This window comes from Micromonospora sp. NPDC050417, from assembly GCF_044458865.1.
Taxonomy (GTDB): domain Bacteria; phylum Actinomycetota; class Actinomycetes; order Mycobacteriales; family Micromonosporaceae; genus Micromonospora_G.
In genome coordinates, this window is sequence record NZ_JBITIH010000002.1 from 137,639 (window position 1) to 161,668 (window position 24,030).

The window sequence follows — 24,030 nt, forward strand, 5'->3', positions numbered from 1 at the left end:
GACGTTCGGGGAGGAACGATCTGTGTCGCATTTGGACCGCAGGCAGGCGCTCAAACTTCTCGCCGCACTCGGCGGCACCGGGCTCGCCGCCGCGTGTAGTACCGACACCGGGACGGTGGCCGCGGACGGCGGACCGGTCAGTGACCAGCCGGTCCGGATCGGCCTCCTCGCTCCGCAGACGGGTGGCTACAAGCCCATCGGCGACGAGATCGTGAAGGGTTTCCAGCTCTTCCTCGACCTCAACGAAGGGCGGCTCGGCGGTCACCCGGTGGAGTTGGTCCAGGCCGACGAGGGCGAGACGGCCCAGACCGGCAAGGCCGCCCTGGACGGGCTGCTCAAGCAGAACGTGCTCGCCCTGACCGGCGTGGTGAACTCGTCGGTCATGCTCGGCATCCGGGACGCGGTCGAACAGGCGAAGGTCCCGCTGGTCGGTTCGAACGCCTCCCCATCCACCCTGCAGAGCGTCGTCTACATCTGGCGCACGTCTTATGTCAACGACGAACCCGGGCGAGCAATCGCGCCGTACGTGGCCGGAAAGGTCCCACGCGGACAGAAGGTCGCCATTATCGCCCCGGAGGGGCAGAGCGGCCGGGACGCGGTGGCCGGCTTCCAACAGGCGTTCGGGGCCGCCGATCCCCGAATCGCCGCTCCGGTCCTCTGGACCGAATTCTCCACCAATCCCGGCAAGGGCGCTTTCTCCGCCAAGATCGAACAGCTCCAGGACCGGAACCCTGATGCGATCTTCTGCTTCTACGCCGGTGCGGCGGCGGTGGAGTTCGTCAAGCAGCTACGCGGCTCGGGCTACCGCAAAACGATCTACGCGCCGGGTTTCCTGACCGAGGGAACCGTGCTGAACGAGCTCAAGCCGGAGGAGGCGGAAGGGATCTTCACCGCCCTGAACTATTCGGCCGACCTCAACAACGCGGCCAATCGCCGATTCGCCTCGGCGTTCCGCAAGGCACACGGCGCGTCGCCGACCACGTACGCGATGGCTTCGTACGACGCCGCGCAGGTCTTGAACAAGGCGATCCGGATCGCCGGCACGCGCCCGACCCCGCAGCAGGTCAACCTCGCCCTCGGCAACGTGGGACAGATCGACAGCCCGCGTGGGCCGTGGCAGTTCAACCAGCCCCGCACCCCGCAGCAGAAGTGGTACCTGCGCAAGGTCCAGCGGGACGGGCAGTTGCTCTCCAACGTACTGATCAACGAACTGGCCACGCTCGGTTAGCCGGTCCTGGGGCGGGGGGCCGTACACCAGCGGTTCCCCCGCCCGTCCGACTTTCAGTGGCGCAGTTCGGCGATGCAGCACTTGACGCTGCCGCCACCCTTCTTCAGCTCACCCAGCTCGACCGGCACCGGCACGTAACCCGCTGCCGCCAACTTGGTGGCCAGACCGCTCGCCTCGCTGTTGAGCACCACGTGCCGGCCGTCCCCGACCAGGTTGAGACCGAAGGCGAGCGCGTCGACCTCGTCGGCAAGCACGGCGTCGGGGAAGAGCTGGGCGAGCACCTGCTGGGCTGCGGGCGAGAAGGCCCCCGGGTAGTAGACGATGTTCCGGTCGTCGAGCGCGGCCAGCGCGGTGTCGAGGTGGTAGAAGCGCGGGTCGACCAGGCGCAGGGAGACGACGGGGCGGCCCAGGGCCTCCTGCGCCTCGGCGTGCGCGGACACCTCGGTACGGAAGCCGTAACCGGCCAGGATCGTCCCGCCGTGGGCTTCGGGCAGGTACGCGAAGTCGCCCTCACCCTCGTTGGTCACGGTCGGCGCCACGTACCGCCAGCCCTCGGCCTCGTAGAACGCCCGATGGGCAGCCGCCTCCGCGGTGCGCTGCTCGTACCTGAACCGGGCCCCGTACACGGTGCCGTCGACCACGAAGGCCCCGTTGGCCGCGAAGACCATGTCCGGCAGGCCCGGCTCCGGATGCAGTACGTGCACCGTGTGGCCGAGACCGAGCAGCGTCTCCCGCAGCCGGTCCCACTGCTTGACCGCCAAATCGACGTCGACCGGCGTGGTGGGATCCATCCACGGGTTGATCACGTACTGCACGCTGAAATGCTCGGGCGCGCACAGGAGATATGTCCGCTTTCGCGGGATCCGCCGCTGGTTCACGGATACCAAGGGTAGGTACGGTGGAGCTGCACAAACAGCCGGATCTGTTGCTTGCTAGAGGCGGAACGTTGCAGATAGACGACATAGATCAGCGAATCATTGCGTCGCTGATCGCCGACGCGCGCCAGTCGTACGCCGAGATCGGCACCCGGGTCTCACTCTCCGCTCCGGCGGTCAAGCGCCGGGTCGACCGACTGCGCGCGGGCGGCGTCATCCGGGCATTCACCACCGTCGTCGACCCGGCCGCGGTCGGCTGGAACACCGAGGCGTTCGTCGAACTCTTCTGCACCGGCCGCACCACCCCCGCGCAGCTCACCGTGGCGACCCGGCGACACCCGGAGGTGGTCGGCGCGTACACCGTCTCCGGTGAGGCGGACGCCCTGGTCCACCTCCGCGCGGCCGACATCACCCACCTGGAACAGGCGCTCGAACGGCTACGGGCGGAACCGTTCGTGACCTCCACCCGAAGCATGATCGTGCTGTCCCGTCTGGTCGACTCGCCGACCGTGATCCCCGCCCCGACCGGCGGCTGACCCGGGGCGCGTGACGGCGCCGCCACGACGGAACGGCGCCGCTCACCGGAAGGGAGGCGCTGGTCAGCGCAGACCGGGGGTCGCGTCACTGCCACCCCAGCTCAGACCGCCGAGTCCGGCCGCGCGATGGAAGCCGGGATGCTCGCGTACGTCCGCGCAGACCTCGTCGTCGGGTCCGACCGCCCCGCAGAAGAGCGGTTCGATGTGGTTCCAGGTGTCGGCCCGGGAGAGCAGGGGCGCGTGCACGCCGACCTCGGGCCGGAGCACGCTGAGCCCCTCGGCGTAGCTGACCGCGTGCGCCCGCGCCTCGTCCAGGTTCGCTGCGGGAAAGGTGAGGTGCAGCGTGTATCGGGTGTGGGTGGCCTGCTCCGGCCAGGTAGGACCGGATTGCCGGGGAAACTGCGGAGGGCGTTTCAGCGCGTGCGCCACGGCCGCCCGGACCGGCTCGGACACGTCCGCCCCGTCAAGTACGGCAAACAGGTCCGCCTCGCGCTCGGGTTGGGCATAGTGGGGTTTGTGCCAGTGTGGCGAGCGGTTGTCGATCACCAATACCTCCGGGTACGCGCGCGGTAGCGTCCTTTGTCGAGATTCTTCGTGAAACACGGTGACGAAGCAGTCACAGAGAGCATGCATGGGATTTCTCGTGGATGCAACGCCGCAAATCGGGATGGACCGCTAGCTTCTTCCCGATCATCGGCGGAAGGTGCGCCGGCTGACGGAACGCGAGGCGCGCTCGACACGTCGTACCGACCATGACCCGCAGGCGCCTCGCTCGCCCCACCGTCGTCATCGCCGGCTCCGCGCTGCTCGCCACCCTCGCACTCGTCGCCGGCAGCAGCCCGAGCCCGACCGACGAGCGCCCGATCCGGGATCCCGGCGTACCGGCCGGTGGCTGGCAACTCGTCGCCTTCGACTCGTGCGCGGAGGCGCTGACCCAGCTCAGATCGGCCGCGAAGTCGTCCGTTGGACCCTGGGGATTCGGTGGGGCCAACCTGCTGGAAGACGCGACCGGCGGCAGCAGGCGGGCCACCGTGGCGGATGCCATACCCGCCGGGGCGGCACCGGCCGAGGCGGGAGCGGCACCGGCCGAGGCGGGGGCAGCCGATCGCTACTCCGGCACCAACGTGCACGAGGCCGGTGTGGACGAACCGGACCTGGTCAAGACCGACGGCCGGCGCATCGTCACCGTCGGCGACGGCGCACTGCACGTCATCGACCCCGTCGCTCGGCAACGGACCGGACGGCTGGAACTCTTTCCCACCACCGATCCTGGCCGATGGGACCAGAACAGCCTGCTCCTGCACGGCGATCGGGCGCTGGTGCTGGTACGGGACGGCTGGGGCGGCGGCGTGGGCCGAGCCGACGTACGACGCCCCGGCATCGCGGCCGGTTCCGAGGTCATGCCCCCGGCCCTGGACGCGGTCAGCGGGCCACGGTTGATTCTGGTCGACCTGAGCGGAGCGCCCCGGATCCTCGCCGAGTACGCCACCGACGGCAGCCTGGTCGACGCCCGCCAGGTCGGCTCCACGGTCCGCGTCGTCGTCCGCTCCGCGCCACGCCTGGTCTTCCCGTACCGGGAGGACGACAGCGACAAAGAGGCGATCGCGCGCAACCGCGACCTGATCGACCAGGCACCCGCCGACGCCTGGCTCCCCCGCTACGAGATCACCACCGGCGGCGTGACCCGCTCCGGCCAGGTCGGCTGCGACCGGCTGGTCCGACCCGCCAACTACTCCGGCACCGCCATGGTCACCCTGCTCAGCTTCGACCTCGGCGCCACCAGCCTGACCGACGGCGACCCGCTCACCGTCGTGGCGGACGGCGACACCGTCTACGGCACAGGATCCCGCCTCTACCTCAGCAACGACCAGCGGTGGCGGACCACCGCCGGTCGCGGCTTCGCCCCGGAGGCGAGGGACGAGGCAACCGAGATCTACCAGTTCGACACCGCCGGGTCGGGCACACCGCGCTTCGTCACCGCCGCCACCGTTCCCGGCTGGCTGATCAATCAGTACGCGCTGTCCGAGTGGGACGGCCACCTCCGCGTCGCCACCACCACCGGTCAGGCCCGGGGCGACGATCCCCGGTCCAGTTCGGCGGTGTACGTCCTGCGCGCCGACGGCAGGACGCTGACCGAAACCGGCCGGGTGACCGGCCTGGGCAGGGGAGAACGGATCTACGCCGTACGGTTCGTCGGCGGCACCGGGTACGTGGTCACCTTCCGGCAGACCGATCCCTTGTACACGGTGGACCTGCGCCAGCCCACCGCGCCACGGGTGACCGGCGAGCTGAAGATCAACGGCTACTCGGCGTACCTGCACCCGATCGAGGGAGACCGGCTGCTCGGAGTTGGCCAGGAGGCCAACAGCCAGGGCATCACCCAGGGAACGCAGCTCTCCCTCTTCGACGTGTCCGACCTCGGTGCGCCCCGACGACTGGCTCAGCACCACGTCCAGCAGGGCCACTCCGAGGCCGAGGTCGACCCGCACGCGTTTCTCTACTGGCCGGCCGAGCAACTCGTGGTGGTGCCGGTCACCGCGTACGACAGGGGCGGGGACGGCGGGCGGAGGATGCCCACCCAGGGCGCGCTGACCCTGCGGGTGGACCAACGCGGCTTCACCCCGCTCGGCCTCGTCGAACAGACCGACGAGGCCGGACCGGAGCGCAACGGGGCGATCCGCCGGTCGCTGGTGGTGGGCGACATGCTCTGGACCGTCTCGGACGCCGGACTGAAAGCCACCCGACTCTCCAGCATGGACACCGCCGGCTGGGTCGAGCTGGACTAGCCTCCCGTCGGGAAGGATCCGCCGGACACGTCCTACAGGTACATGCCGGTACGGTGCTCGCCGGTTTCCCGGTTGGTCGGCTTGTCGCCCTCGCCGAAGAAACGCTTGCCGCCGAACTCGCCGTGCAACCGGTCGTCGAGTTCGTCGGCGAGCCCCGTCATCACCTGGACCGCCAGCATCAGGTGGGTCGCCTGGAAGTTGCGGCCGAAGACCGGGATGGAGGCCCAGACCGTGTCGTTGGTGCAGTAGAGCCGCCCGATCGGCATCCGATTGGTCAGCTCGGAAAGCTTGACGTAGAGCTGCTCGGTCGGCTCGATCTCGGTCAGGATCGGGGAGAAGACGTCGACCAGGGGCGGGTTGTCGCGGACCCGTACGAAGACCATCGCCGACCCGGCCCGGATGTTGATGTCGCCGTCCGAGTCCACCTGTAGATGCTCCGAAGTGGACTTCATCATCGCCGAGACGACCGTCCGGACCCGCTCCTCAAGCGGGATCACGTCGTCGCTGACACCCTGGGCGGCCCGGGCGGCGGCCAGCGCCTCGTCCAGGTCGACGTCGGTGCTGTCGTCGGCGTCGGCGTCGGGGGCGAGCGCGGCACGCGCGGTGCCGAGCGGTTCGACCGGGAGGGGCTCGTCGTCGGCGTTCTGGGCCAGGTAGACCAGGAAGGCCGGGTGCGGCGCACCGTAGACGTCACGGAGCGTACGAACGACGGTGGTGGCCAGCCGGCTCGCCTCCGACGTACCGCTGCGCAGCCCGAAGTGCGGACCGGAGCCTTCGACCACACCCGGCGGTGACCAGCCGAGCGCCACCATCTCGGCCACCGCGCTCCGGTTGAGCCGGAAGCCCTCCGGCAGCGCGGAGTTGCCGACCGCGCGGGCGCCGATCCGACCCTCGGCGAGGATCTCGATGCTGACCGAGTAGATGGCGTCGCCGGTGCCGGAGGCGGTGGGGTCGAGGGTCACCTCCACGTGGGCCCCGGCCGGAAGCGTACGCAGCGCGGCGGCCAGGGCACGGGCGAACTCCTGCCACGCTTCGGTCACCTTCGACTGAAGGTCGGCGGTGCTGGGCTCGTCGAGCAGAATCGAATCGTGCTGGCCGGGCCAGGTGTCGCCAGCCGTGGCCGACCCGGTAGCGGCAAGCTCACCCGCCGCAGGTTCGATCGCGCCGGACCCGGTCGCCGAGGGGTGCTCTGCGTTCATGATCGCCTCCGTCCGTCAGGCACACACCCTACCCAGCGCAACCTCGGCTGGGCAGAGAGCGGACCCGGATCGGACAGACAGCGACCGAATCCGCCGCAGGGCTCCGTTCAGCCGGCGGCGTCGGAGGCGGCCGGGCCGTCCGGCGGTGGCCACGACCGGGCCAGCGCGGCCAGTCGGCGGGCGGCCTGAGCGGGGTCCGCGCCGCGCCCGACCGCGATCCCCAGCAGGTACGCCGTCACCGGCGCACCCGGGCGTAGCACCTGGTGGGCGACGTCCCGGGCCAGGTCGAGTACGACCGGAACCTCCGCCGTCGACGGGTCGAGCCCCAGTTCGGTGCAGGCCGCCGCCACCCAGTCGTCGAGCGTCCCCATCAGTGCCTCACCACGATCCGATCGGGCGAACCGAACTGGTCCCAAACTGTCATCGCGTCCACTCCTCGGCCCGGCGTACGTCGTCGTCAGTGTCGCAGTCGAACCACGGTGGGGGCCCGGCTCCGACCCACGAGACCTCGACCACCGTCAACTCGGCCACCAGCGCGCGGATCGACGCCCCGGCGAGCGTTCCGCCGCGCTGCTGGTGCAGCCGGTCGAGGGCGGCGGCCAGGGCGACGGTTCGCCACACCCCGCAGAGCAGTTGCCGCCGACCGTCGTCGTCCCGGTAGAGCACACCGTCCGCGTGCGATCCGGCGATCTTTTCGGCCAGCAGACCGACCGCCTCCCCGGTCAGCAGCGGCAGGTCGGCGGCGAGTAACGCGACGAACTCCGGCGGGTTCGGGCGTACACCGGGCCGGCCTTGGGCGGAGTCGGGAACAGCGGACGTGGCGGGGCCGGAGACACCGAGCACGGCGAGGCCGGCGGCGGTCGCCGCGACCGGGCCGCCGCCCGCCGGTTGCTCACGGGTGACGGACACTCCGGGCGGCAGGTCGACGGCCGGCCCGACCACCACCCGTGGCGCCGCCGAGGCGACCGCCGCGAGGACACGGTCCCGCATCGACCGTCCGGCGACCGGAACGGCAGGCTTGTCGATCCCGCCCATCCGGCGTGCCGCGCCTCCGGTGAGCACCACCGCCCCCAGTTCGATCATCGACCTACAGTAGCCGCGCTCGATGGATCCGTGGGGCGTGTCAGTGGGCTCTAGCCAACGTCGCGCCGGGCGGGTCGCCAGTATCGGCGGGACCTCCTCGGGCGGCGCTGCCGCGCGACCCGGGCGGACGGCCCACCCGGGTCGGGGCGTCGTCGCAACGATCCGCCCCGGCGCCACGTACGGCTCGGACTCTTCGGACCCGCCCAGCTCTCGGCCAGCGCGGAGGGCGACAGACCGCCGTTGAGCACGTCCGCCATGAGTTGCGCCATCGAATACCCGGGGTCGTCGGCGAGTGCCCGCTCGACCGCCACCGCCGCCAACGCGCCGTTTCCGACCCGCCAGGCCGCGAAGGCGAGCAGTCCTCCCGGCGCGGCGGCCAACCCCGGCTCTGCCCGGCGCAGCACATCGGTCCAGAGCGCCACCTGCCAGTCGTCCGCACCGATCCGTTCCCACGCGTGGTCGCGTACGTCGAGGTGGGTGAGGAGCACGCAGAGCCAGGCGACCTCGTCGTCCCGCAACGGCTGGCGGGCACGGTGCCTGCCTTCGGCCCGCCGTACCGCGTCCGTACCGGCCGCCCGGATCGAACGGAGGCCGGTCGGATCACCGGGCGCAGCGGTGGCGAGCAGGTCGGCGAGGCGCTCACGGGCCCGGGAGGTGGCCAGTCCCATCGCCATCCGCTCGGTGCCGCCGACCGGGGCGACCTGCCCGGTCAGGGCGGCCCGGTCGGGCAACGCCACGTGACCGGCGAAGGTCGCGGCGGCGGCGACCACGCTGGTGGCCGGGTCGAACGGGGTCCCCTCCGGTGGGCAGCACCCGGGCTCGTCACAACGGTAGGACCAGTAGCGGCCGTCGGTTACCCGGAGCGCGTCGAAGACCATCAGGCCGGCGAGTTGGGTCACCGCCTCCAGTTGGTCCACTGCCGGGGTGACTCGGTCCGCCGGGCCGTACCCGAGGATGGTGACCGCCTGTGCGCCCTGCCGGCGGATCACCGCGGTCAGGTATTCGGCGGCCTGACGCAGTGCGGCCGGATCACCCGGCTCCGGCAGGTCGCCCCGGGCGACGAAGACGATCCGGGTGTCCCGCATCGCCAGCAACACGAGACTGTCGGCGGGATGGAACCCGAGCAGGTAGGGGACCGCGGAGATCAGATCGGCGGTCGAGCGTACGGTCAGCCGTGGCGGGTCGGTCGAGGTCATGCCACGAGCGTCGCCCGGGATTGGAACGGCTGCCAGACCCTGTGGACGACACGCGCGGTTATCCACAGACACAGAGCGTAGTTCCGCTGGTCAGCCACTGACAGGTGCACCCGAGCCAGGCGCGGTACGTTGCGCGGATGGACCTGGCGTACCTGCGGGCGCACCCACAGCACCTGCCCACCTTCCTCACCCACCAACGGATCAGGGAGACGCCGGTCGCCGGCGGCGACATCTGCGACGCCCGTCGACTCACCCTCGACGACGGCAACTCGGTCTTCGCCAAGAGCTGGCCCGAGGGCGCGGCGACACCCGTACCCGAGGGGTTCTTCACAGCCGAGGCGGCCGGACTGCGCTGGTTGCGCGCGGCCGGCACGGTCCCGGTGCCGGAGGTCGTCGCCGAACTGCCCGAACTGCTCGCCCTCGAATGGGTCGAACCGGGCCCGCCGACCCCGGCAGCGGCCACCCGCTTCGGCCGGGACCTGGCCGCCCTGCACCGGGTCGGCGCGCCGACCTTCGGTGCCGACTGGTCCGGCTACATCGGCGCACTGGCGCAGTCGAACACGCCTTCGCCCGGCCCCTGGTCGGCCTGGTTCGCCGAACACCGGCTGACGCCGTACCTGCGCCGGTCGGTCGACAACGGCGCCCTCGGGTCGGCGGAGGTCGACCTGGTCGAGCGGGTGATCAACACCATCGACGGGTACGGCGGCGACGAGCCGCCCGCTCGCATCCACGGTGACCTCTGGCCGGGAAACCTGCTCTGGGGCGCCGACGGACGCGTCTGGCTGGTCGACCCGGCCGCCCACGGCGGACACCGGGAGACCGACCTGGCCCAGTTGGCGCTCTTCGGCGGCGCCCCCGAACTGCCCCGCATCCTCGACGGCTACCAGGAGGTCTGGCCGCTCGCCGACGGTTGGCGCGCACGGCTCCCGCTGCACCAACTCCACCTGCTGCTGGTGCACACCGCCCTCTTCGGCGGCGGCTACCGGTCGGCGGTAAGCACAGCGGCTGGCTCCGCGCTGGACGGTTGACGGTATACCGTCGAACGATGGGCATCCGGGTTATCCAATCGACCGCCGCCGGCACGGCGCGAGCAGCCGGACCGGAAACTGCGACCGCACCCGAGCAGACAGCACCGGGGGCGGCCGTGCCACAACGACCGGCGGTGGACGGTCTCGTCGACCGGTACCACCGGGTCGCCACCGACCTGCGCGTCTCCCTGACCGACCGGTGCAACCTGCGCTGCACCTACTGCATGCCCGAGGAAGGGCTGCCGTGGCTGCCGAAGAGCCGGCTGCTCACCGACGACGAGATCAGCCGTCTGGTCCGGGTGGCGGTGCTGCGGCTCGGTGTGACCGAGGTGCGGTTCACCGGCGGTGAACCGCTGATCCGTCCCGGGCTGCCGGCCATCGTCGCCGCCGCCGCCAGCCTGAGCCCCCGGCCGACACTGTCGTTGACCACGAACGGCATCGGGCTGGCCCGGCTCGCCCGACCGTTACGCGACGCCGGGCTGGACCGGGTCAACGTCTCGCTCGACACCATCGACCCGGACCGGTTCACCACTCTGACCCGACGGGACCGCCTCGCCGACGTACTGGCCGGGCTGGCTGCCGCATCCGACGCCGGGCTGACCCCGGTGAAGATCAACTCGGTGCTGATGCGCGGGGTCAACGACCAGGACGCGCCGGCACTGCTCCGGTTCGCCCTCGCCCACGGCTACGAACTTCGCTTCATCGAACAGATGCCGCTCGACGCCCAACATGGCTGGGATCGCGAGGCGATGGTGACCGCGACCGAGATCCTGACCGCGCTACAGGCCGAGTTCACCCTGCTGCCCGACCCGGTCGACCGGGGTGGCGCACCGGCCGAGACCTGGTTGGTCGACGGATTCGCCGCGCCCGACGGCCGCCCGGCGCGGGTCGGTGTGATCGGCAGCGTCACCCGCCCGTTCTGTGGCGACTGCGACCGGACCCGGCTCACCGCCGACGGGCAGGTACGCGCCTGCCTCTTCGCCACCGAGGAGTCCGACCTGCGCGAAGCGCTCCGGGCCGGCGCCGACGACGAGGAACTGGCACGTCGGTGGCGTACCGCGATGTGGGGCAAGCGGGCCGGACACGACATCGACGACCCGACCTTTCTCCAGCCGGCCCGCCCGATGTCGGCGATCGGAGGCTGACGATGAGCGCCGAACTGACGATCCGCTACTTCGCCGCCGCACGGGCGGCGGCCGGCGTACGCGAGGAGCCCGCTCCGGGCGGACTCAGCCTGGCCGAACTCGCCGACGTACTGGGCATCCGGCACGGCGAACGACTGGCCGCCGTGCTGAAGGTGGCGAGTTTTCTGGTCGACGGCGTGGTCCAGCACGATCGTGAGCAGCCGCTGCCGTCAGCCGCCACGGTCGACGTACTGCCCCCGTTCGCCGGCGGCTGACCGGCCGCCGAGGCGGCGCTGACCGGCGAGCGAGGCGGCGCTGACCGGCGAGCGCACGTCGCCTGTCGCATAGCGGATCTCACGCTTGTGCGTGGCGCCACGCGCGGGCGGACCGGTGCATGACAGTATGCGGCGTGCTTCCGTTCAGCGCTGCACCTTCCGGCGGCTCCGCCCTGGCCGGCGGTTCGTTCGTCGCGGACCTGCACATCCACTCGAAATACTCCCGCGCGTGCAGTCGCGACCTGACCCTGCCCAACCTCGGTTGGTGGGCCAAACGCAAGGGCATCAGCGTGCTCGGCACCGGGGACTTCACCCACCCCGCGTGGTACGACCACCTCCGCGAGACCCTCCAGCCGGCCGAACCGGGGCTCTACCGGCTCAGCCCGGAGGCCGAACGGGACATCGCCCGCCGACTGCCGCCCCGGTTGTCCAGCGTGGCCGAAGCCAACCCGGTGCGTTACCAGCTCAGCGTGGAGATCTCCACGATCTACAAGCGGGACGACCGGACCCGCAAGGTGCACCACCTGATCTACCTGCCGGACCTGGACGCGGTCGCCCGCTTCAACGCGGTACTCGGCCGGATCGGCAACATCGGCTCGGACGGCCGGCCGATCCTCGGACTCGACTCGCGCGACCTGCTGGAAATCGTGCTGGAGGCGAGCCCGGACGGCTACCTGGTGCCGGCGCACATCTGGACGCCATGGTTCTCCGCGCTCGGCTCCAAGTCCGGCTTCGACGCGATCGCGGACTGCTACGCCGATCTCGCCGAGCACATCTTCGCGGTCGAGACCGGCCTCTCCTCCGACCCGGCGATGAACTGGCGGGTGTCCAGCCTTGACCGGTACCGGCTGGTGTCGAACTCCGATGCCCATTCGCCCGCCGCGCTGGCCCGCGAGGCCACCGTCTTCGCCACCGACGTCGACTACTTCTCGATCCGGTCGGCGCTGCGTACCGGGGACGGGCTCGCCGGCACGATCGAGTTCTTCCCCGAGGAGGGGAAGTACCACGCGGACGGGCACCGGCTCTGCGGCGTCAACTGGGCTCCGGAACGTACCCGGCAGGCCGGCGGCCTCTGCCCGGAGTGCGGCAAGCCGCTGACCGTCGGCGTACTGAGCCGGGTCGAGGACCTCGCCGACCGGCCGGAGGGACACGCACCCGCGAACGCGCCACGGGTCACCCACCTGGTCCAGCTCGCCGAGATCCTGGGAGAGATCAACGGCGTCGGCCCGAAGTCGAAGACGGTCGAGGGGCAGCTCAACAACCTGGTCGCCGCGCTCGGCGCCGAACTCGACATCCTCACCGCCGTACCCCTGGACGACCTACGGCAGGCGGGCGGCGAACGGCTCACCGAGGCGATCGACCGGCTCCGTCGGGGCGAGGTACGTCGCGTCCCCGGCTTCGACGGCGAGTACGGCGTGATCAGCCTTTTCGCCCCGGAGGAGCTGCGCGGCCCGGGTACGGGTGGGCAGCCGGAGGCGCTCTTCGACGTACCCGTCTCCACGCCCCGGCCGCGACCGGCGGCGGAGTCGGCGCCGAAGCCACGCGCCAAGGCCCCCGCGAAGGCTGCCGAGCCGAAGCGGCGGGCGGCCCGTGCCGTGCCGCCGCCGGCCCCACCGATCGCCCCGCCGCCGTCACCGCACGAACCCTTCGAACCGATGCTCGCGGGGATGGAGGAGGTCGGCACCGGCCTGCTCGACCGGTTGGACGCGATGCAGCGGGTGGCCGCCTCCGCACCGGGCGGGCCGCTGCTCATCGTCGCCGGTCCGGGAACCGGCAAGACCCGTACGCTGACCCACCGGATCGCGTACCTCTGCGCGGAGCTGAACGTCTTCCCGGAGCACTGCCTGGCGATCACCTTCACCCGGCGGGCGGCCGAGGAGTTGCAGGTCCGGCTCGACGGGCTGCTCGGCCCGGTGGCGGAGGACATCACCGTCGCCACCTTCCACTCCCTCGGCCTGGCGATCCTGCGCGAACATCCGGCTGCGGCCGGTCTGCCCGCCGACTTCCGGATCGCCGACGACACCGAGCGGACCGCCGCGCGGGCGGAGGCGGGCGAGGACGAGGCGACGTACGTCAAGTTGCTGCGCGGCCAGGACCTGGTCGACCTCGACGAGTTGGTGACCCTGCCGGTACGGGTGCTGCGCGACGACCCGGAGCTGGTTCGGCAGTACCGCGACCGGTGGCGGTGGATCTTCGTCGACGAGTACCAGGACGTCGACGCGGTGCAGTACGAGCTGCTTCGGCTGCTCGCCCCGCCGGACGGCAACCTCTGCGCGATCGGCGACCCGGACCAGGCGATCTACTCGTTCCGGGGTGCGGACGTGGCGTACTTCCTGCGGTTCTCGCAGGACTTCGCCGACGCCCGGCTGGTCCGGCTGACCCGCAACTACCGCTCCTCGGCGCCGATCCTGGCCGCCTCGGTGCAGGCCATCGCCCCGTCGTCGCTGGTCCCCGGGCGACGGCTGGACCCGGCACGGTTGGACCTGGAGGCGCCGCTGGTCGGCCGCTATCCGGCCGCGTCGGTGGCGGACGAGGCGAACTTCGTCGTACGGACTGTTGACGACCTGGTCGGCGGGCTGTCGCACCGCTCGCTGGACTCGGGCCGGATCGACGGGCGCAACTCGACCGTCTCGTTCTCCGACATCGCCGTCCTCTACCGGACCGACGCCCAGGCAGCCCCGATCGTGGACGCCCTGGTCAGGGCCGGGGTGCCGGTGCAGAAGCGCTCACACAACCGGCTGCGCGACCGGCCCGGCGTGGCGGTGATCGCGCGCGAGCTGCGGCACGCGGACGGGCTCGGCGGCTCACTGGCCGCGCGGGTACGCCTCGCCGGTCAGGTGCTCGCCGAACGGTTCGCCACTCCGACCCTGGACGCCCCGGGTGGGATCGGCCCGGAGGAGATCCGCAACGCGGTCGATTTGCTCACCCCGCTCGCCCAGCGCTGCGGCGACGACCTGTCGCTGTTCCTGTCGCAGCTCGCCACCGGCGCCGAGGTGGACGCGCTCGATCCGCGCGCCGAGGCGGTCACCCTGCTCACCCTGCACGCCGCCAAGGGGCTGGAATTCCCGGTGGTGTTCCTGGTCGGCTGCGAGGACGGGCTGCTTCCGCTCCGCTTCCCGGGTCGGCCGCCGACCGACGACGACGTGGCCGAGGAACGGCGCCTGTTCTTCGTCGGACTCACCCGGGCACAGGACCGGCTCTATCTCAGTCACGTCGCCCGACGGGTTCGGCACGGTCAGGAACGCGAGTGCAGCCCGACGCCGTTCCTGGCTCCGATCGACGCGGGACTCTTCGAACGGTTCGGTGACGCCGAGCCACGCCGTCCCAAGGACCGTCAGCTTCGGCTCCTCTGACCTCGTCCCGCCCGCCGGTGTGCTCAGCGGAGCAGGAGCGCGAACAGGGCGCCGGCGAGCAGTGCCGGTCCGAAGGCCCACGTGCTGCCCCGGCCGGCGCGCCCGGTGAGCAGCAGCGCCAACGCGACCACCCCGTTGATCAGGTGCGGCAGGAAAAGGCCGAGCAGCAGGACCGGCCAGCCGAACCAGCCCAGCGGCAGACCGAGCAGGGTGGCCAGCTTCACGTCACCGAACCCGAGCCGGGAACCGGGCAGGAGCGCGAGCAGCACATACCCGGCGGCGCTGGCGACTGCGGCGAGCATCGCCCGCAGCAGGGGTTCGGGCGTACCGAGGGCGATGGTGGCGCCGCCGAGCCCGAGCAGTGCGGCTGTCGCCGCGAGCGCCAGCAGCGGGTCCGGTAACCGCAGGCAGGCCCGGTCGATGAGGGCCAACGGTAGGCCGACCACGGCGAGCGCGAGCAGCGCCGGCAGCGCCGGGTCGATTCCGTCGGTGCCGGAGAGCCCGGCGGCGAGCAGGCCGCAGGTGGCGGTGCCGAGAGCCACGACCGTTCCGGTACGGGGACCCAGGCGCACGCCGCAGCCCGGGCAGCGTGCGCCGGGGCGTACCCAGCCGGGCCGGCCGGGCGGGAACGGGCGGGTGCATCGCTCGCAGGCCGACCGGGGTGGCGATCCCGGCTCGACGGAGAGCCGGTGGACCAGCCATGGTGTGAACGCCGCGAGCACCGCTCCGAGCACCGTCGCGACGGCGGTCGCGGTGAGCGCGGCGGACATGCGCCCGGATGCTATCGCCGCGGTCGGCACCGGTCGACCCCGTGCACGGCGCGGGTGAAGATCCCGGGTCGGGTGGATGACAATCGCACCCCGCCGGAGAGCGACGGGTCGGTACGGATCCGGCAAAGCCGGCGGACTTGCCGACGTTGACGAGGTTCCGGGAGGTGAGCCGATCAGGGGGTCACGCTACGGTGACCAGAGCATCGCCGTCCCGTACGGGTGGCCAGCCTCTTACTCTCGTGCCAGGAGGACAGTCCATGTCTCACCACGGACCGCCCGGCGGGCCGTACCCCGGCCAGCAGCCGTACCCGGGCGAGCAGCCGGAGCCATGGCCCGGCCAGCAGCAGGGGCCCCACCGAGGGCAGGGCTCGGGGTCCTGGCCGGGGCAGCATCCGGACGACCCGTACCGCCGGCCGCAGACGGAGCCGTACCGGCAGCCGTCGGGTGAACCGACCCCCGGGGATTACCCGCAGGGGCAGTACCGGCAGCCGCAGGCCGAGCCGTACCGCCAGGAGCCGTACCGGCAGCCGCGTGCCCCGCAGTCCCCGCCGCAGGAGCCGTACCGGCAGTCCCGTGATCCGTACGCCCAGCCGGCGGACCCGTGGGGTGGCGAGCCGGAGCCGTGGCAGGAGAGGCCGGCCTCGGTCCCGCCGGGCGGTCCCGGTTCGCCGAGCGGTTACCAGGACTATCAGGGTTACCGCGACCAGAGCTATCGCGGCCAGGGCTACCCCGGCGGTCCGGGCGGTCCGGGCGGTCCGGGCGGTCCGGGCGGTCCGGGCCAGGGTTACCCGCCGGGCTACCCGGCGCCGGGTCCGGATCCGGAGTGGACGACCGCTGCGCCGGTGCCACCCCGCAAGGGCAGCAAGGCGCTCACCGCGGTCCTGGTGACGCTGGTGGTGCTGGTCCTCGGGGTCGGCGGTGCCGGACTCTGGTGGGCGACCAGGGACGGTGGTGACTCGGGTGGTACGCCCGCTGCCGGTGCGTCCCTGCCCGGTGCGGATCCGAGCGAGGGTGCGCCGGGCGATCCGAGCGCGGATCCCGAACAGGGCACCCCCGCACCGGAGTCGTCGACCGACGCACGGCTGGTCAAGGAGGGCCAGTGCGTGAAGAACGAGGGTGACGCGAACGGCAAGCCGAAGCTGGCGATCACCCAGTGCGGGCCGAAGACGTACCAGGTACTGCGGCGGTTCGACGGTGCCACGGACGGCGAGAATGACGCCAAGACCAAGTGCGCGCAGGTCGAGGGCTATACCGAGTGGTACTTCTTCAACAGCGAACTCGACGTGCTCGACTTCGTACTCTGCCTGAAGTCGCAGTGATTGTGGAAACTAGGACTGTCTAGCAATTCTGCTAGACAGTCCTAGTTTATTCACGAGACGACACGCCGTAGCAGGATCTACCTATTTCTAGCCCACTGGCTAGACATGCCGATACGGTGCAATGCGTGGATCCGGTCCGCAACCCGTACGCCCCCGGCGCCGGCCAGCGCCCACCAGAGCTCGCCGGCCGGGGGCGGGAACTCGACGTCTTCGACATCGTCCTCGAACGCGTCGCACGAGGACGACCGGAACGAAGCCTGATGCTCACCGGGCTACGCGGGGTCGGCAAGACCGTCCTGCTCAACACCCTGCGCTCGCAGGCCATCGGACGCCTCTGGGGCACCGGCAAAATCGAGGCCAGGCCGGACCAGTCACTGCGCCGACCGGTCGCCGCCGCCCTGCACATGGCCGTACGCGAACTCGCGCCGCACCACCGCGCGCCGGACCGGATCGACGGCTTCCTCGGCGTACTCAAAGCCTTCGCCCTGCGCGGCGGCCCCGCCGCCGGCAGCGGTCGCGGATCGGCCGGCACCAAGCTCCGCGACCGTTGGCAGCCCGGGATCGACGTCCCCGCCGCCAGCGGCCGGGCCGATTCCGGCGACATCGAGATCGACCTGGTCGAACTCCTCACCGACGCGGCCAGCGTCGCCACCGACGTCGGCACCGGGATCGCCGTCTTCATCGACGAGATGCAGGACGTCAACCCCGAGGACGTCTCCGCACTCTGCGCCGCCTGCCACGAGTTGTCGCAGCTCGGCGCACCGCTGATCGTGGTCGGCGCCGGCCTGCCCCACCTGCCCGCCGTGCTCTCCGCCGCCAAGTCCTACTCGGAGCGCCTCTTCCGCTACCAGCGCATCGACCGGCTCGACCGGATCGCCGCCGACCAGGCGCTCTGCGCGCCGGCCGAACGGGAGAGCGTCGAGTACGAGCAGAAGGCGCTCGACCTGCTCTACGAGAAGTCCGGCGGATACCCCTACTTCGTCCAGGCGTACGGGAAGGCGACCTGGGACCACGCGCCCCGCTCGCCGGTCACCGCCGCCGACGTACGGGTCGCCGCTCCCGAGGCGGAGGCGGAACTGGCCGTCGGCTTCTTCGGCTCCCGATTCGAGCGGGCCACCCCGGCCGAACGCGAGTACATGCGGGCGATGGCCACCCTCTCCCTGGTCGCCGGGGAGGAGAGCGGCGTCGAACGCGACGACATGGACGCGGCGGTACCGACCGCCGAAATCGCCCGTGCGCTCGGCCGCAAACCGGCGAGCCTCTCCCCGGCCCGGGACGCGCTGATCAAGAAGGGGCTGATCTACTCGGGCGAGCGGGGCACGGTCGCCTTCACGGTGCCGCACTTCGGACGCTACCTGCGTACCCAACCGGCCTGAACGACCGACTACCGGACGAGCCCGCCGACAGGGGCACGGGCGACGGTCAGACCCGGGACCAGGGCATCGGGTAGTTCACCTCGCCGACCGGTACGGCGCCGTCACCGCTCACCGACGGCGGCAGCACCAGGGCCTGCCACGGTGCGCCAAGCCCCGACCAGGGACTGGTCAGCCCGTACCGGGAGGCCGGCACGAACCCGAACCGCGAGTAGTAGGCCGGGTCGCCGAGCACGACCACCAGCCGCTCGCCCAACTCGGTGGCGGCAGCCAGCGCCGCCTGCACGACGTCCGTGCCGTAGCCGGCCCCGCGCCGCTTGGGCAGCACCGCCACCGGACCGAGCGCCAGCGCCGGCACCGCTCCCGGCTGCACCAACACCCGGGTGAGCAGCGCGTAACCGATCACCTCGCCGTCCACCTCGGCCAGCATGGACAGCTCCGGAAGCCACGCCTCGCTGTCTCGCAGCGCCTCGACCAGCCGAACCTCGGCCGGCACCGGACGGTCCGGGGCTGCGAAGGCGGCGGCCACCACCCGGCGGATCGCCGCGGCGTCGGCCATCCCCTCGGGTCGCAGCCGTACAGTCGTCACGCCTGGCGACGCTACCGGTAGCAGCACCCGGTCTGCATCACGATTGGCCGAGCAGTTGTGTGATCCACGCTGGTCACAGGCGTACGGCGCGGGAGTGACGGCCACCGGTCAGTTCGGCGGTTGCGGGGGTGAAGGGGACGCCGAGCGGGTAGGACTGGTCTCATGAGACCCGTACGTACCGTCGCGCGCACCCTGCTGAGCGGCATCTTCGTGGTCAACGGCGCCCAGGCCGTGGCAGACCCCAAGCCGTTCGCGGTCCGTGCGGAACGGGTGACGGACCGGGTGGCACCAACGCTGACCCGGATCAATCCGCGGATACCGACCGACCCGGCGTCGCTGGTCCGGATCAACGGCGCGGTCCAGCTCGTCGGTGGGCTGATGCTCGCCACCGGATTCCTCGCCCGACCGGCCGCACTGGCGCTCGCCGGCACGCTGGTGCCGACCACGCTGGCCGGGCACGCCTACTGGACGGAGAACGATCCGGCCCAACGCCGGCAACAGCGCACCGACCTCGTACGAAACCTGGGCCTGCTCGGCGGTCTGCTGCTCGCCGCCGTCGACACCGAGGGTCGGCCGGGGCTGCGGTGGCGGGCCGGACACGCGCTCGACGACGGCCGCCGGTCGGTACGACGTACGGTACGAGGGGCCCGACGGGGTACGAGAATCGCCGCGAAGTCCGCACTGGGCATGCGGCGGCTGCCCGGATGATCGCGCGGTCCACGGCTGAGCTGCGTCGATATCGGGGCGTGTCCTCTCCGGTACGACGGAAACCGCGAATAACGTGAAACAGTCGCCCCGCGTTAACGCGGTGGAAATGTCGCGAACTAGTGTGGGATCGGACACGGTCGGATAACGCAACGGGCGAGCGAGTGGTCCCCCGTTCTAGGCTCCCAACAGGACCTGGGCGGGATTTTCGGAAAGTACGACACTTGTACGGGGGTGCCACACCATGCCGGCGACCGTCGGGAGACGGCTGGACCGACTCGACCCAGTCCGCCGTGCCACTCGTGGCATCGATCGTAAAACCGCTGCCCGGTTCGGCATCATCGCCGCCGTCTGGTACGCTGCCTGGCTCGCCATCGACGTTTTCGGACGCCCGTACAACTTCTTCGACATGCGCATCTACCACGGCGCGGTCGTCTGGTGGGCCAGCGGCAACGACATCTACACCTTCATCGCGCCGATGACCACGCTCGGCTTCACCTATCCACCGTTCGCGGCGCTGATGATGCTGCCGATGGCGTGGTTCCCGGTGGGCGTCGCCGGTTGGCTGAACGTCCTCGCCAGCATCGCCGTACTCGCGGTCGTACTGACCGCCCTCTTGCGACCGATCGCCGAACGGCTCGGCGGATCGCTCTGGTTCGTCGTCGGCATCGCCGTCCCGCTCGCGGTGGCCATCGAGCCGGTCCGGGAGACCCTCGGCTACGGGCAGGTCAACCTGCTCCTCTTCGGGCTCATCATCGCCGACCTGGTGGCACTGCGCTGGCGGGCTCACCGGGGAACCCGTCAGGGCCGGGCGGACCGTCCACTGCGCCGGTTCTTCTTCAGCGGCGCCTGGGCCGGGGTCGGCATCGGGCTGGCCACCTCGGTCAAGCTCACCCCGGCGCTGTTCATCTTCTACCTGCTGGTAACCCGTCAGTGGCGGGCCGCGATGACCGCGATCGGCACCACCATCGCCGTCACCCTCGGAACCTTCGCCATCGCCGGCCGCGAGTCGATGAGCTACTTCACCGGAGTGCTCTGGCAGACCGAGCGGGTCGGCGCGGCGGACATGACGCCGAACCAGTCGCTGGCCGGCGTACTCGCCCGCCTCTACGACTCGATCGAGACGCCGGGACTGCTCTGGCTCTCGTTCGCCCTGGTCATCCTCGCCATCGGGCTCTCCCGGGCGGCGAACGCACACGCCGACGGCGACGAACTGACCGCGTTCACCCTGGTCGGTCTGACCACCAATGTGATCAGTCCGATCTCCTGGTCACACCACCTGGTCTGGGTGCTGCCGGCAATCATCGTGCTCGCCGACACCGCGCTGCGTCGTCGACGCGCCAGCCGTGGCCTGCTGGACCGGATCGGTCCGCCGGCCGGCATCAACTCGGTCGGCCTCGTCGGGCTCCGGTCACCGATCTGGTTCCCCACCCTGACCGGACTCCGGCACGCTGTGGCGGCGGTCAGTCTCTACCTGCTCTTCGTGATCTCGCCGATCTGGCCGTACGAGCACAAGCTCCCCGAGGTCTCGCACTACCAGGACGGCTTCTTCGGCGCGTTGATGGAGAACTCCCTGGCGCTGGCGTTGATCGTGCTGGTGGCGACCCTGCCCTGGCGCCCCGGCGCCGAGCCCGCCTTCTACACCGAACGGCGCCGGCTCGACCGCCTCCCGCTCTACAACCGGCCGCGCTGAGCCGGGTCGGCCGACGTCAGGGGCAGTTGACCCACTCCTCGGTGCCATCGGCGAAGACCTGCCGCTTCCAGATCGGCAACCGGGCCTTGACCTCGTCCACCAGCCGGGCGCAGGCGGCGAAGGCAGCCGCCCGGTGGGCGGTGCTCACCGCCGCCACCAGGGCCGCGTCGCCGATGGCCAGCGGCCCGATCCGGTGCGAGACGGCGACCGCGTACACGTCCGGGTCGGCGGCGATCTCGGCGGCCACCGAACGGAGCACGTCGAGCGCGCTCGGGTGACCCTCGTACTCCAGGCTGGTGACCGCACGGCCGTGGTCGTGGTCCCGGACCACACCCTGGAAGGAGACGACCGCGCCGGCACGGGGGTCGGCGACCGCCGCCTCGTGCGCGGCGAGGTCGAGTGGTTCGCTGGTGACCGCCACCTCGGTCACACCCGTGGTAGTCGGTGCGCTCACGGCGCCCACCTTTCCGTACGTGGCCGAGGGGCCGAGGTCATGATCCCACCGAGGGCAACAACGGCAACGGTACGAGCGGCACCCGTGCCCCCGCCTCACCCGTGCCACCGGGCTCGATCACCGCGAACCCGTCCGCTCGTGCCAGCCCGCGCAGCATCGCCGAGCCGACGTGCCGGACCGGACGGGCGGTGCCGAGCACCGGGTCGACCCGGACCAGGGCCAGATGTGTGTAGTCCCCCCGCCCGGCGACCGGTTCGTCCAGGGTGACGTACGGCAGCAGCGGCATCGGCCGCCCCTGCAACCCGGCGAGCAGCGGCGCCACCAGCGAGACCAGGGCGACGATCGCGGACTGCGGGTTGCCCGGCAGCCCGGCGACGTAACGGTTACGCCCGTCCGGCCCGGTCACCCGGGCGAGCAGCATCGGAAAGCCGGGACGGACCGCGACGGTGTTGACCACGTAGTCGGCGCCGAGTTCGGCGAGCGCCGGATGCAGGTGGTCGACCGGGCCGTGCATGGTCCCGCCGGTGGTGCAGACCAGGTCGGCGCCGGCCAGCGCCGTACGCAACGCCGCCACGTGCGCGGAGAGCGTGTCTGCCACAGGTCCGATCACGTCCGTGGGCGCGACCCTGGCACCGTAGCGCCGCAACCAGGCCGGCACCGCCGGTCCCAACGCGTCGCGGACCTGACCGGCCTGCGGTGGCCCGGCGGTGAGCAGTTCGTCGCCGAAGACCAGCAGGGCGGCCCGTGGCGCCGGACGCACCCGCAGCCGGTCGTAGCCGCAGGAGGCGGCCAACCCGATCACGCCGGGTCCGACCGGGGTGCCGGCCGGAAGCAGTTCCTCACCGGCGTACGCCTCCTCACCGGGGGAACGCCACTCCGGCGTGGTACGGGGTGTGCCCGCCACCCGGCCGTCGTCCGTACGGGTCGACTCCTCGATCCGTAGGACCTCGTCGGCGCCGTCCGGCAGCATGGCCCCGGTGGCGATCTCGACCGCCGTACCGTTCTCGGGCAGCGGCGGTGGGGTGCCGCCGGCGAGCACCCGCCCGACCACCCGCCACGGGCCGGCACCCCGGACCGCCCAACCGTCCACGCTGGAGGTGGGGAAGGCGGGTAGATCGGTCAGCGTGGTGAGCGGTTCGGCCAGGGTCAGGCCGTCCGCCTCGGGCAACGGTAGGTCCTCGGGGGCGAGGGCGTCCGCCTGACCCGCCGCGTACACCTGGTCACGTGCCGTTGCCCAGTCGACCGGGGGGCGCTGGATGCTCTCCGTGGTGACAGCGGGTTCGACGCTCACCGGGCCGCCCTCGGCAGGCTCTTCTTGGCACGCACCGATCGAGTTTTCGCGCTCACCGATCGAGCCTATCGCCGCGCGCCGCCGAGTTGGTCCCCGTCGAGCCGTCCGGGTCGGTTCAGCCCGGCTGCGGGTGGTCACCGCCGCGGAGTTGGTCGATGGTGTGCACCAGGATCGGGCCGAGCACGGCGAGCCCGTCCTTCGCGCCGCCGGTCGATCCGGGCAGGTTGACCACCAGCATCCGCCCGGCCACTCCGGCCAGCCCCCGGGAGAGAGCGGCGGTCGGCACGGTCGCCCGGCTGTGCGCGCGGATCGCCTCGGCGATGCCGGGGATCTCGTAGTCCAGCACCCCATGGGTCATCTCCGGGGTGCGGTCGGTCGGTGTGATGCCGGTCCCGCCGCTGGTCAGTACGACGTCCACCCCGTCGGCCAGGGCCTGGCGCAGTGCGGTCGCGACCGGCTCGCCGTCGGGCACCACGACCGGCTCGTCGACTTCGCAGCCCAGCTCACGCAGGCCGGCCACGAGTCGGGGGCCACTGGTGTCGGCGTACACCCCGGCAGCGGCACGATTGGAGGCGACCACCACCCTGGCGCGGATCACGAGCGGTCCTCCGGTCGGTTCCAGTCCCCGGTCTTGCCACCTTCCTTGCGCAGCACCCGTACGTGTTCCAGGGAGGCAGCCGGGTCGACCGCCTTGACCATGTCGATCAGGGCGAGTCCGGCGGTGGCCACGGCGGTCAACGCCTCCATCTCCACGCCGGTCCGGTCGGCGGTGCGCACGGTCGCGGTTATCTCCACCGTCGTGTCTCCTGGTCGGAGGTCGACGGTGACGCCGTGCAACGCGATCGGGTGACAGAGCGGGATCAGGTCCGGCGTCCGCTTTGCACCCATGATGCCGGCCAGCCGTCCCACGGCCAGGGCGTCTCCCTTGGGTAGTCCGTCCTGGCGGAGCAGTTCGACCACCTCCGCGGTGGTCTGGAGTCGACCGGCGGCGACGGCGCGGCGGCCGGTAACCGACTTGTCCGAGACGTCGACCATCCGGGCAGCCCCGGCCCGGTCGACGTGGGTGAGGTGCTCCGAGGTGGTCACGCCGCGAGCCTATCGACCATCGCCGTCCAGTCGCGACCGTGCGCGGTCCGCGCCGTGCCGGACAGGA

23 protein-coding genes are annotated in these 24,030 nt (G+C 71.5%); 11 read left to right on the top strand and 12 right to left on the bottom strand.

Annotation, left to right across the window (positions count from 1 at the left end; all coding sequences use genetic code 11):
- Positions 1 to 22 precede the first annotated feature (22 nt).
- A complete protein-coding gene (locus tag ACIBF5_RS03245; RefSeq protein ID WP_396807608.1) occupies positions 23 to 1,228 on the top strand; it encodes an ABC transporter substrate-binding protein in 1,206 nt (401 codons plus the stop codon).
- A 53-nt stretch (positions 1,229 to 1,281) separates the two neighbouring features.
- Here ACIBF5_RS03245 and ddaH read toward each other — a convergent pair whose 3' ends face one another.
- Positions 1,282 to 2,115, bottom strand: coding sequence for a dimethylargininase (ddaH, locus tag ACIBF5_RS03250; protein ID WP_396807610.1), 834 nt, complete (start codon positions 2,113 to 2,115; stop codon positions 1,282 to 1,284).
- Positions 2,116 to 2,174: 59 nt separating this feature from the next.
- Between ddaH and ACIBF5_RS03255 the strand changes: the two genes are divergently transcribed.
- Positions 2,175 to 2,639, top strand: coding sequence for an Lrp/AsnC family transcriptional regulator (locus ACIBF5_RS03255; RefSeq protein WP_396808261.1), 465 nt, complete (start codon positions 2,175 to 2,177; stop codon positions 2,637 to 2,639).
- 63 nt (positions 2,640 to 2,702) lie between these two features.
- Here the strand turns inward: ACIBF5_RS03255 and ACIBF5_RS03260 are convergent, their stop codons facing one another.
- A complete protein-coding gene (locus ACIBF5_RS03260; RefSeq protein ID WP_396807612.1) occupies positions 2,703 to 3,185 on the bottom strand; it encodes a hypothetical protein in 483 nt (160 codons plus the stop codon).
- A gap of 206 nt (positions 3,186 to 3,391) precedes the next feature.
- Between ACIBF5_RS03260 and ACIBF5_RS03265 the strand changes: the two genes are divergently transcribed.
- The gene (locus tag ACIBF5_RS03265; protein WP_396807614.1) at positions 3,392 to 5,425 is read left to right on the top strand and encodes a beta-propeller domain-containing protein; all 2,034 of its coding nucleotides are present in this window, start codon (positions 3,392 to 3,394) and stop codon (positions 5,423 to 5,425) included.
- Between the two features lie 32 nt (positions 5,426 to 5,457).
- Here the strand turns inward: ACIBF5_RS03265 and ACIBF5_RS03270 are convergent, their stop codons facing one another.
- From ACIBF5_RS03270 to ACIBF5_RS03285, 4 genes are all read right to left on the bottom strand, one after another.
- Positions 5,458 to 6,624, bottom strand: a complete 1,167-nt coding sequence (locus ACIBF5_RS03270; protein ID WP_396807616.1) for a T3SS (YopN, CesT) and YbjN peptide-binding chaperone 1 — start codon at positions 6,622 to 6,624, stop codon at positions 5,458 to 5,460.
- A gap of 107 nt (positions 6,625 to 6,731) precedes the next feature.
- Complete coding sequence (locus ACIBF5_RS03275; RefSeq protein WP_396807618.1) at positions 6,732 to 6,995, bottom strand: DUF6457 domain-containing protein; 264 nt, start codon at positions 6,993 to 6,995, stop codon at positions 6,732 to 6,734.
- 49 nt (positions 6,996 to 7,044) lie between these two features.
- Positions 7,045 to 7,707, bottom strand: a complete 663-nt coding sequence (locus tag ACIBF5_RS03280; protein ID WP_396807620.1) for a molybdenum cofactor guanylyltransferase — start codon at positions 7,705 to 7,707, stop codon at positions 7,045 to 7,047.
- A gap of 50 nt (positions 7,708 to 7,757) precedes the next feature.
- Positions 7,758 to 8,903: a DUF4192 domain-containing protein gene (locus ACIBF5_RS03285; RefSeq protein WP_396807622.1), complete on the bottom strand. Its 1,146-nt coding sequence runs from the start codon at positions 8,901 to 8,903 to the stop codon at positions 7,758 to 7,760.
- 137 nt (positions 8,904 to 9,040) lie between these two features.
- Here ACIBF5_RS03285 and ACIBF5_RS03290 point away from each other — a divergent pair, with 137 nt between their 5' ends.
- The 4 genes from ACIBF5_RS03290 to ACIBF5_RS03305 all read left to right on the top strand — a co-directional run bounded on the left by ACIBF5_RS03290 (position 9,041) and on the right by ACIBF5_RS03305 (position 14,683).
- Entirely contained in the window at positions 9,041 to 9,931 is an 891-nt protein-coding gene (locus tag ACIBF5_RS03290; RefSeq protein WP_396807624.1) for a fructosamine kinase family protein, read from the top strand.
- Positions 9,932 to 9,948: 17 nt separating this feature from the next.
- Positions 9,949 to 11,076, top strand: coding sequence for a GTP 3',8-cyclase MoaA (gene moaA, locus ACIBF5_RS03295; RefSeq protein WP_396807626.1), 1,128 nt, complete (start codon positions 9,949 to 9,951; stop codon positions 11,074 to 11,076).
- A gap of 2 nt (positions 11,077 to 11,078) precedes the next feature.
- Positions 11,079 to 11,330, top strand: coding sequence for a MoaD/ThiS family protein (locus ACIBF5_RS03300; protein WP_396807627.1), 252 nt, complete (start codon positions 11,079 to 11,081; stop codon positions 11,328 to 11,330).
- Between the two features lie 134 nt (positions 11,331 to 11,464).
- Positions 11,465 to 14,683 (top strand): UvrD-helicase domain-containing protein, encoded by a 3,219-nt coding sequence (locus tag ACIBF5_RS03305; RefSeq protein ID WP_396807629.1) that lies wholly within the window; start codon positions 11,465 to 11,467, stop codon positions 14,681 to 14,683.
- Positions 14,684 to 14,706: 23 nt separating this feature from the next.
- On the opposite strand, the gene ACIBF5_RS03310 is transcribed toward ACIBF5_RS03305, so the two are convergent.
- The gene (locus tag ACIBF5_RS03310) at positions 14,707 to 15,453 is read right to left on the bottom strand and encodes a prepilin peptidase (RefSeq protein ID WP_396807631.1); all 747 of its coding nucleotides are present in this window, start codon (positions 15,451 to 15,453) and stop codon (positions 14,707 to 14,709) included.
- Positions 15,454 to 15,710: 257 nt separating this feature from the next.
- On the opposite strand from ACIBF5_RS03310, the gene ACIBF5_RS03315 reads away from it, so the two are divergent.
- Both ACIBF5_RS03315 and ACIBF5_RS03320 read left to right on the top strand, forming a co-directional pair.
- Entirely contained in the window at positions 15,711 to 16,772 is a 1,062-nt protein-coding gene (locus ACIBF5_RS03315) for a flagellar basal body protein FliL (RefSeq protein ID WP_396807633.1), read from the top strand.
- Between the two features lie 125 nt (positions 16,773 to 16,897).
- Positions 16,898 to 18,148, top strand: coding sequence for an AAA family ATPase (locus tag ACIBF5_RS03320; protein WP_396807635.1), 1,251 nt, complete (start codon positions 16,898 to 16,900; stop codon positions 18,146 to 18,148).
- Positions 18,149 to 18,194: 46 nt separating this feature from the next.
- Here ACIBF5_RS03320 and ACIBF5_RS03325 read toward each other — a convergent pair whose 3' ends face one another.
- Positions 18,195 to 18,734 (bottom strand): GNAT family N-acetyltransferase, encoded by a 540-nt coding sequence (locus ACIBF5_RS03325; protein ID WP_396807637.1) that lies wholly within the window; start codon positions 18,732 to 18,734, stop codon positions 18,195 to 18,197.
- Between the two features lie 162 nt (positions 18,735 to 18,896).
- Between ACIBF5_RS03325 and ACIBF5_RS03330 the strand changes: the two genes are divergently transcribed.
- A complete protein-coding gene (locus ACIBF5_RS03330; RefSeq protein ID WP_396807639.1) occupies positions 18,897 to 19,442 on the top strand; it encodes a DoxX family protein in 546 nt (181 codons plus the stop codon).
- Positions 19,443 to 19,683: 241 nt separating this feature from the next.
- Positions 19,684 to 21,132, top strand: coding sequence for a glycosyltransferase 87 family protein (locus ACIBF5_RS03335; protein ID WP_396807641.1), 1,449 nt, complete (start codon positions 19,684 to 19,686; stop codon positions 21,130 to 21,132).
- 16 nt (positions 21,133 to 21,148) lie between these two features.
- Here the strand turns inward: ACIBF5_RS03335 and ACIBF5_RS03340 are convergent, their stop codons facing one another.
- The 4 genes from ACIBF5_RS03340 to moaC all read right to left on the bottom strand — a co-directional run bounded on the left by ACIBF5_RS03340 (position 21,149) and on the right by moaC (position 23,963).
- Complete coding sequence (locus ACIBF5_RS03340; RefSeq protein ID WP_396807643.1) at positions 21,149 to 21,586, bottom strand: molybdenum cofactor biosynthesis protein MoaE; 438 nt, start codon at positions 21,584 to 21,586, stop codon at positions 21,149 to 21,151.
- 37 nt (positions 21,587 to 21,623) lie between these two features.
- Entirely contained in the window at positions 21,624 to 22,844 is a 1,221-nt protein-coding gene (locus ACIBF5_RS03345) for a molybdopterin molybdotransferase MoeA (RefSeq protein ID WP_396808263.1), read from the bottom strand.
- A 148-nt stretch (positions 22,845 to 22,992) separates the two neighbouring features.
- The gene (locus ACIBF5_RS03350; RefSeq protein WP_396807645.1) at positions 22,993 to 23,475 is read right to left on the bottom strand and encodes a molybdenum cofactor biosynthesis protein B; all 483 of its coding nucleotides are present in this window, start codon (positions 23,473 to 23,475) and stop codon (positions 22,993 to 22,995) included.
- Positions 23,472 to 23,963, bottom strand: a complete 492-nt coding sequence (gene moaC, locus ACIBF5_RS03355; RefSeq protein ID WP_396807647.1) for a cyclic pyranopterin monophosphate synthase MoaC — start codon at positions 23,961 to 23,963, stop codon at positions 23,472 to 23,474. Before moaC ends, ACIBF5_RS03350 begins: the two co-directional genes overlap by 4 nt.
- Between the last annotated feature and the right edge of the window lie 67 nt (positions 23,964 to 24,030).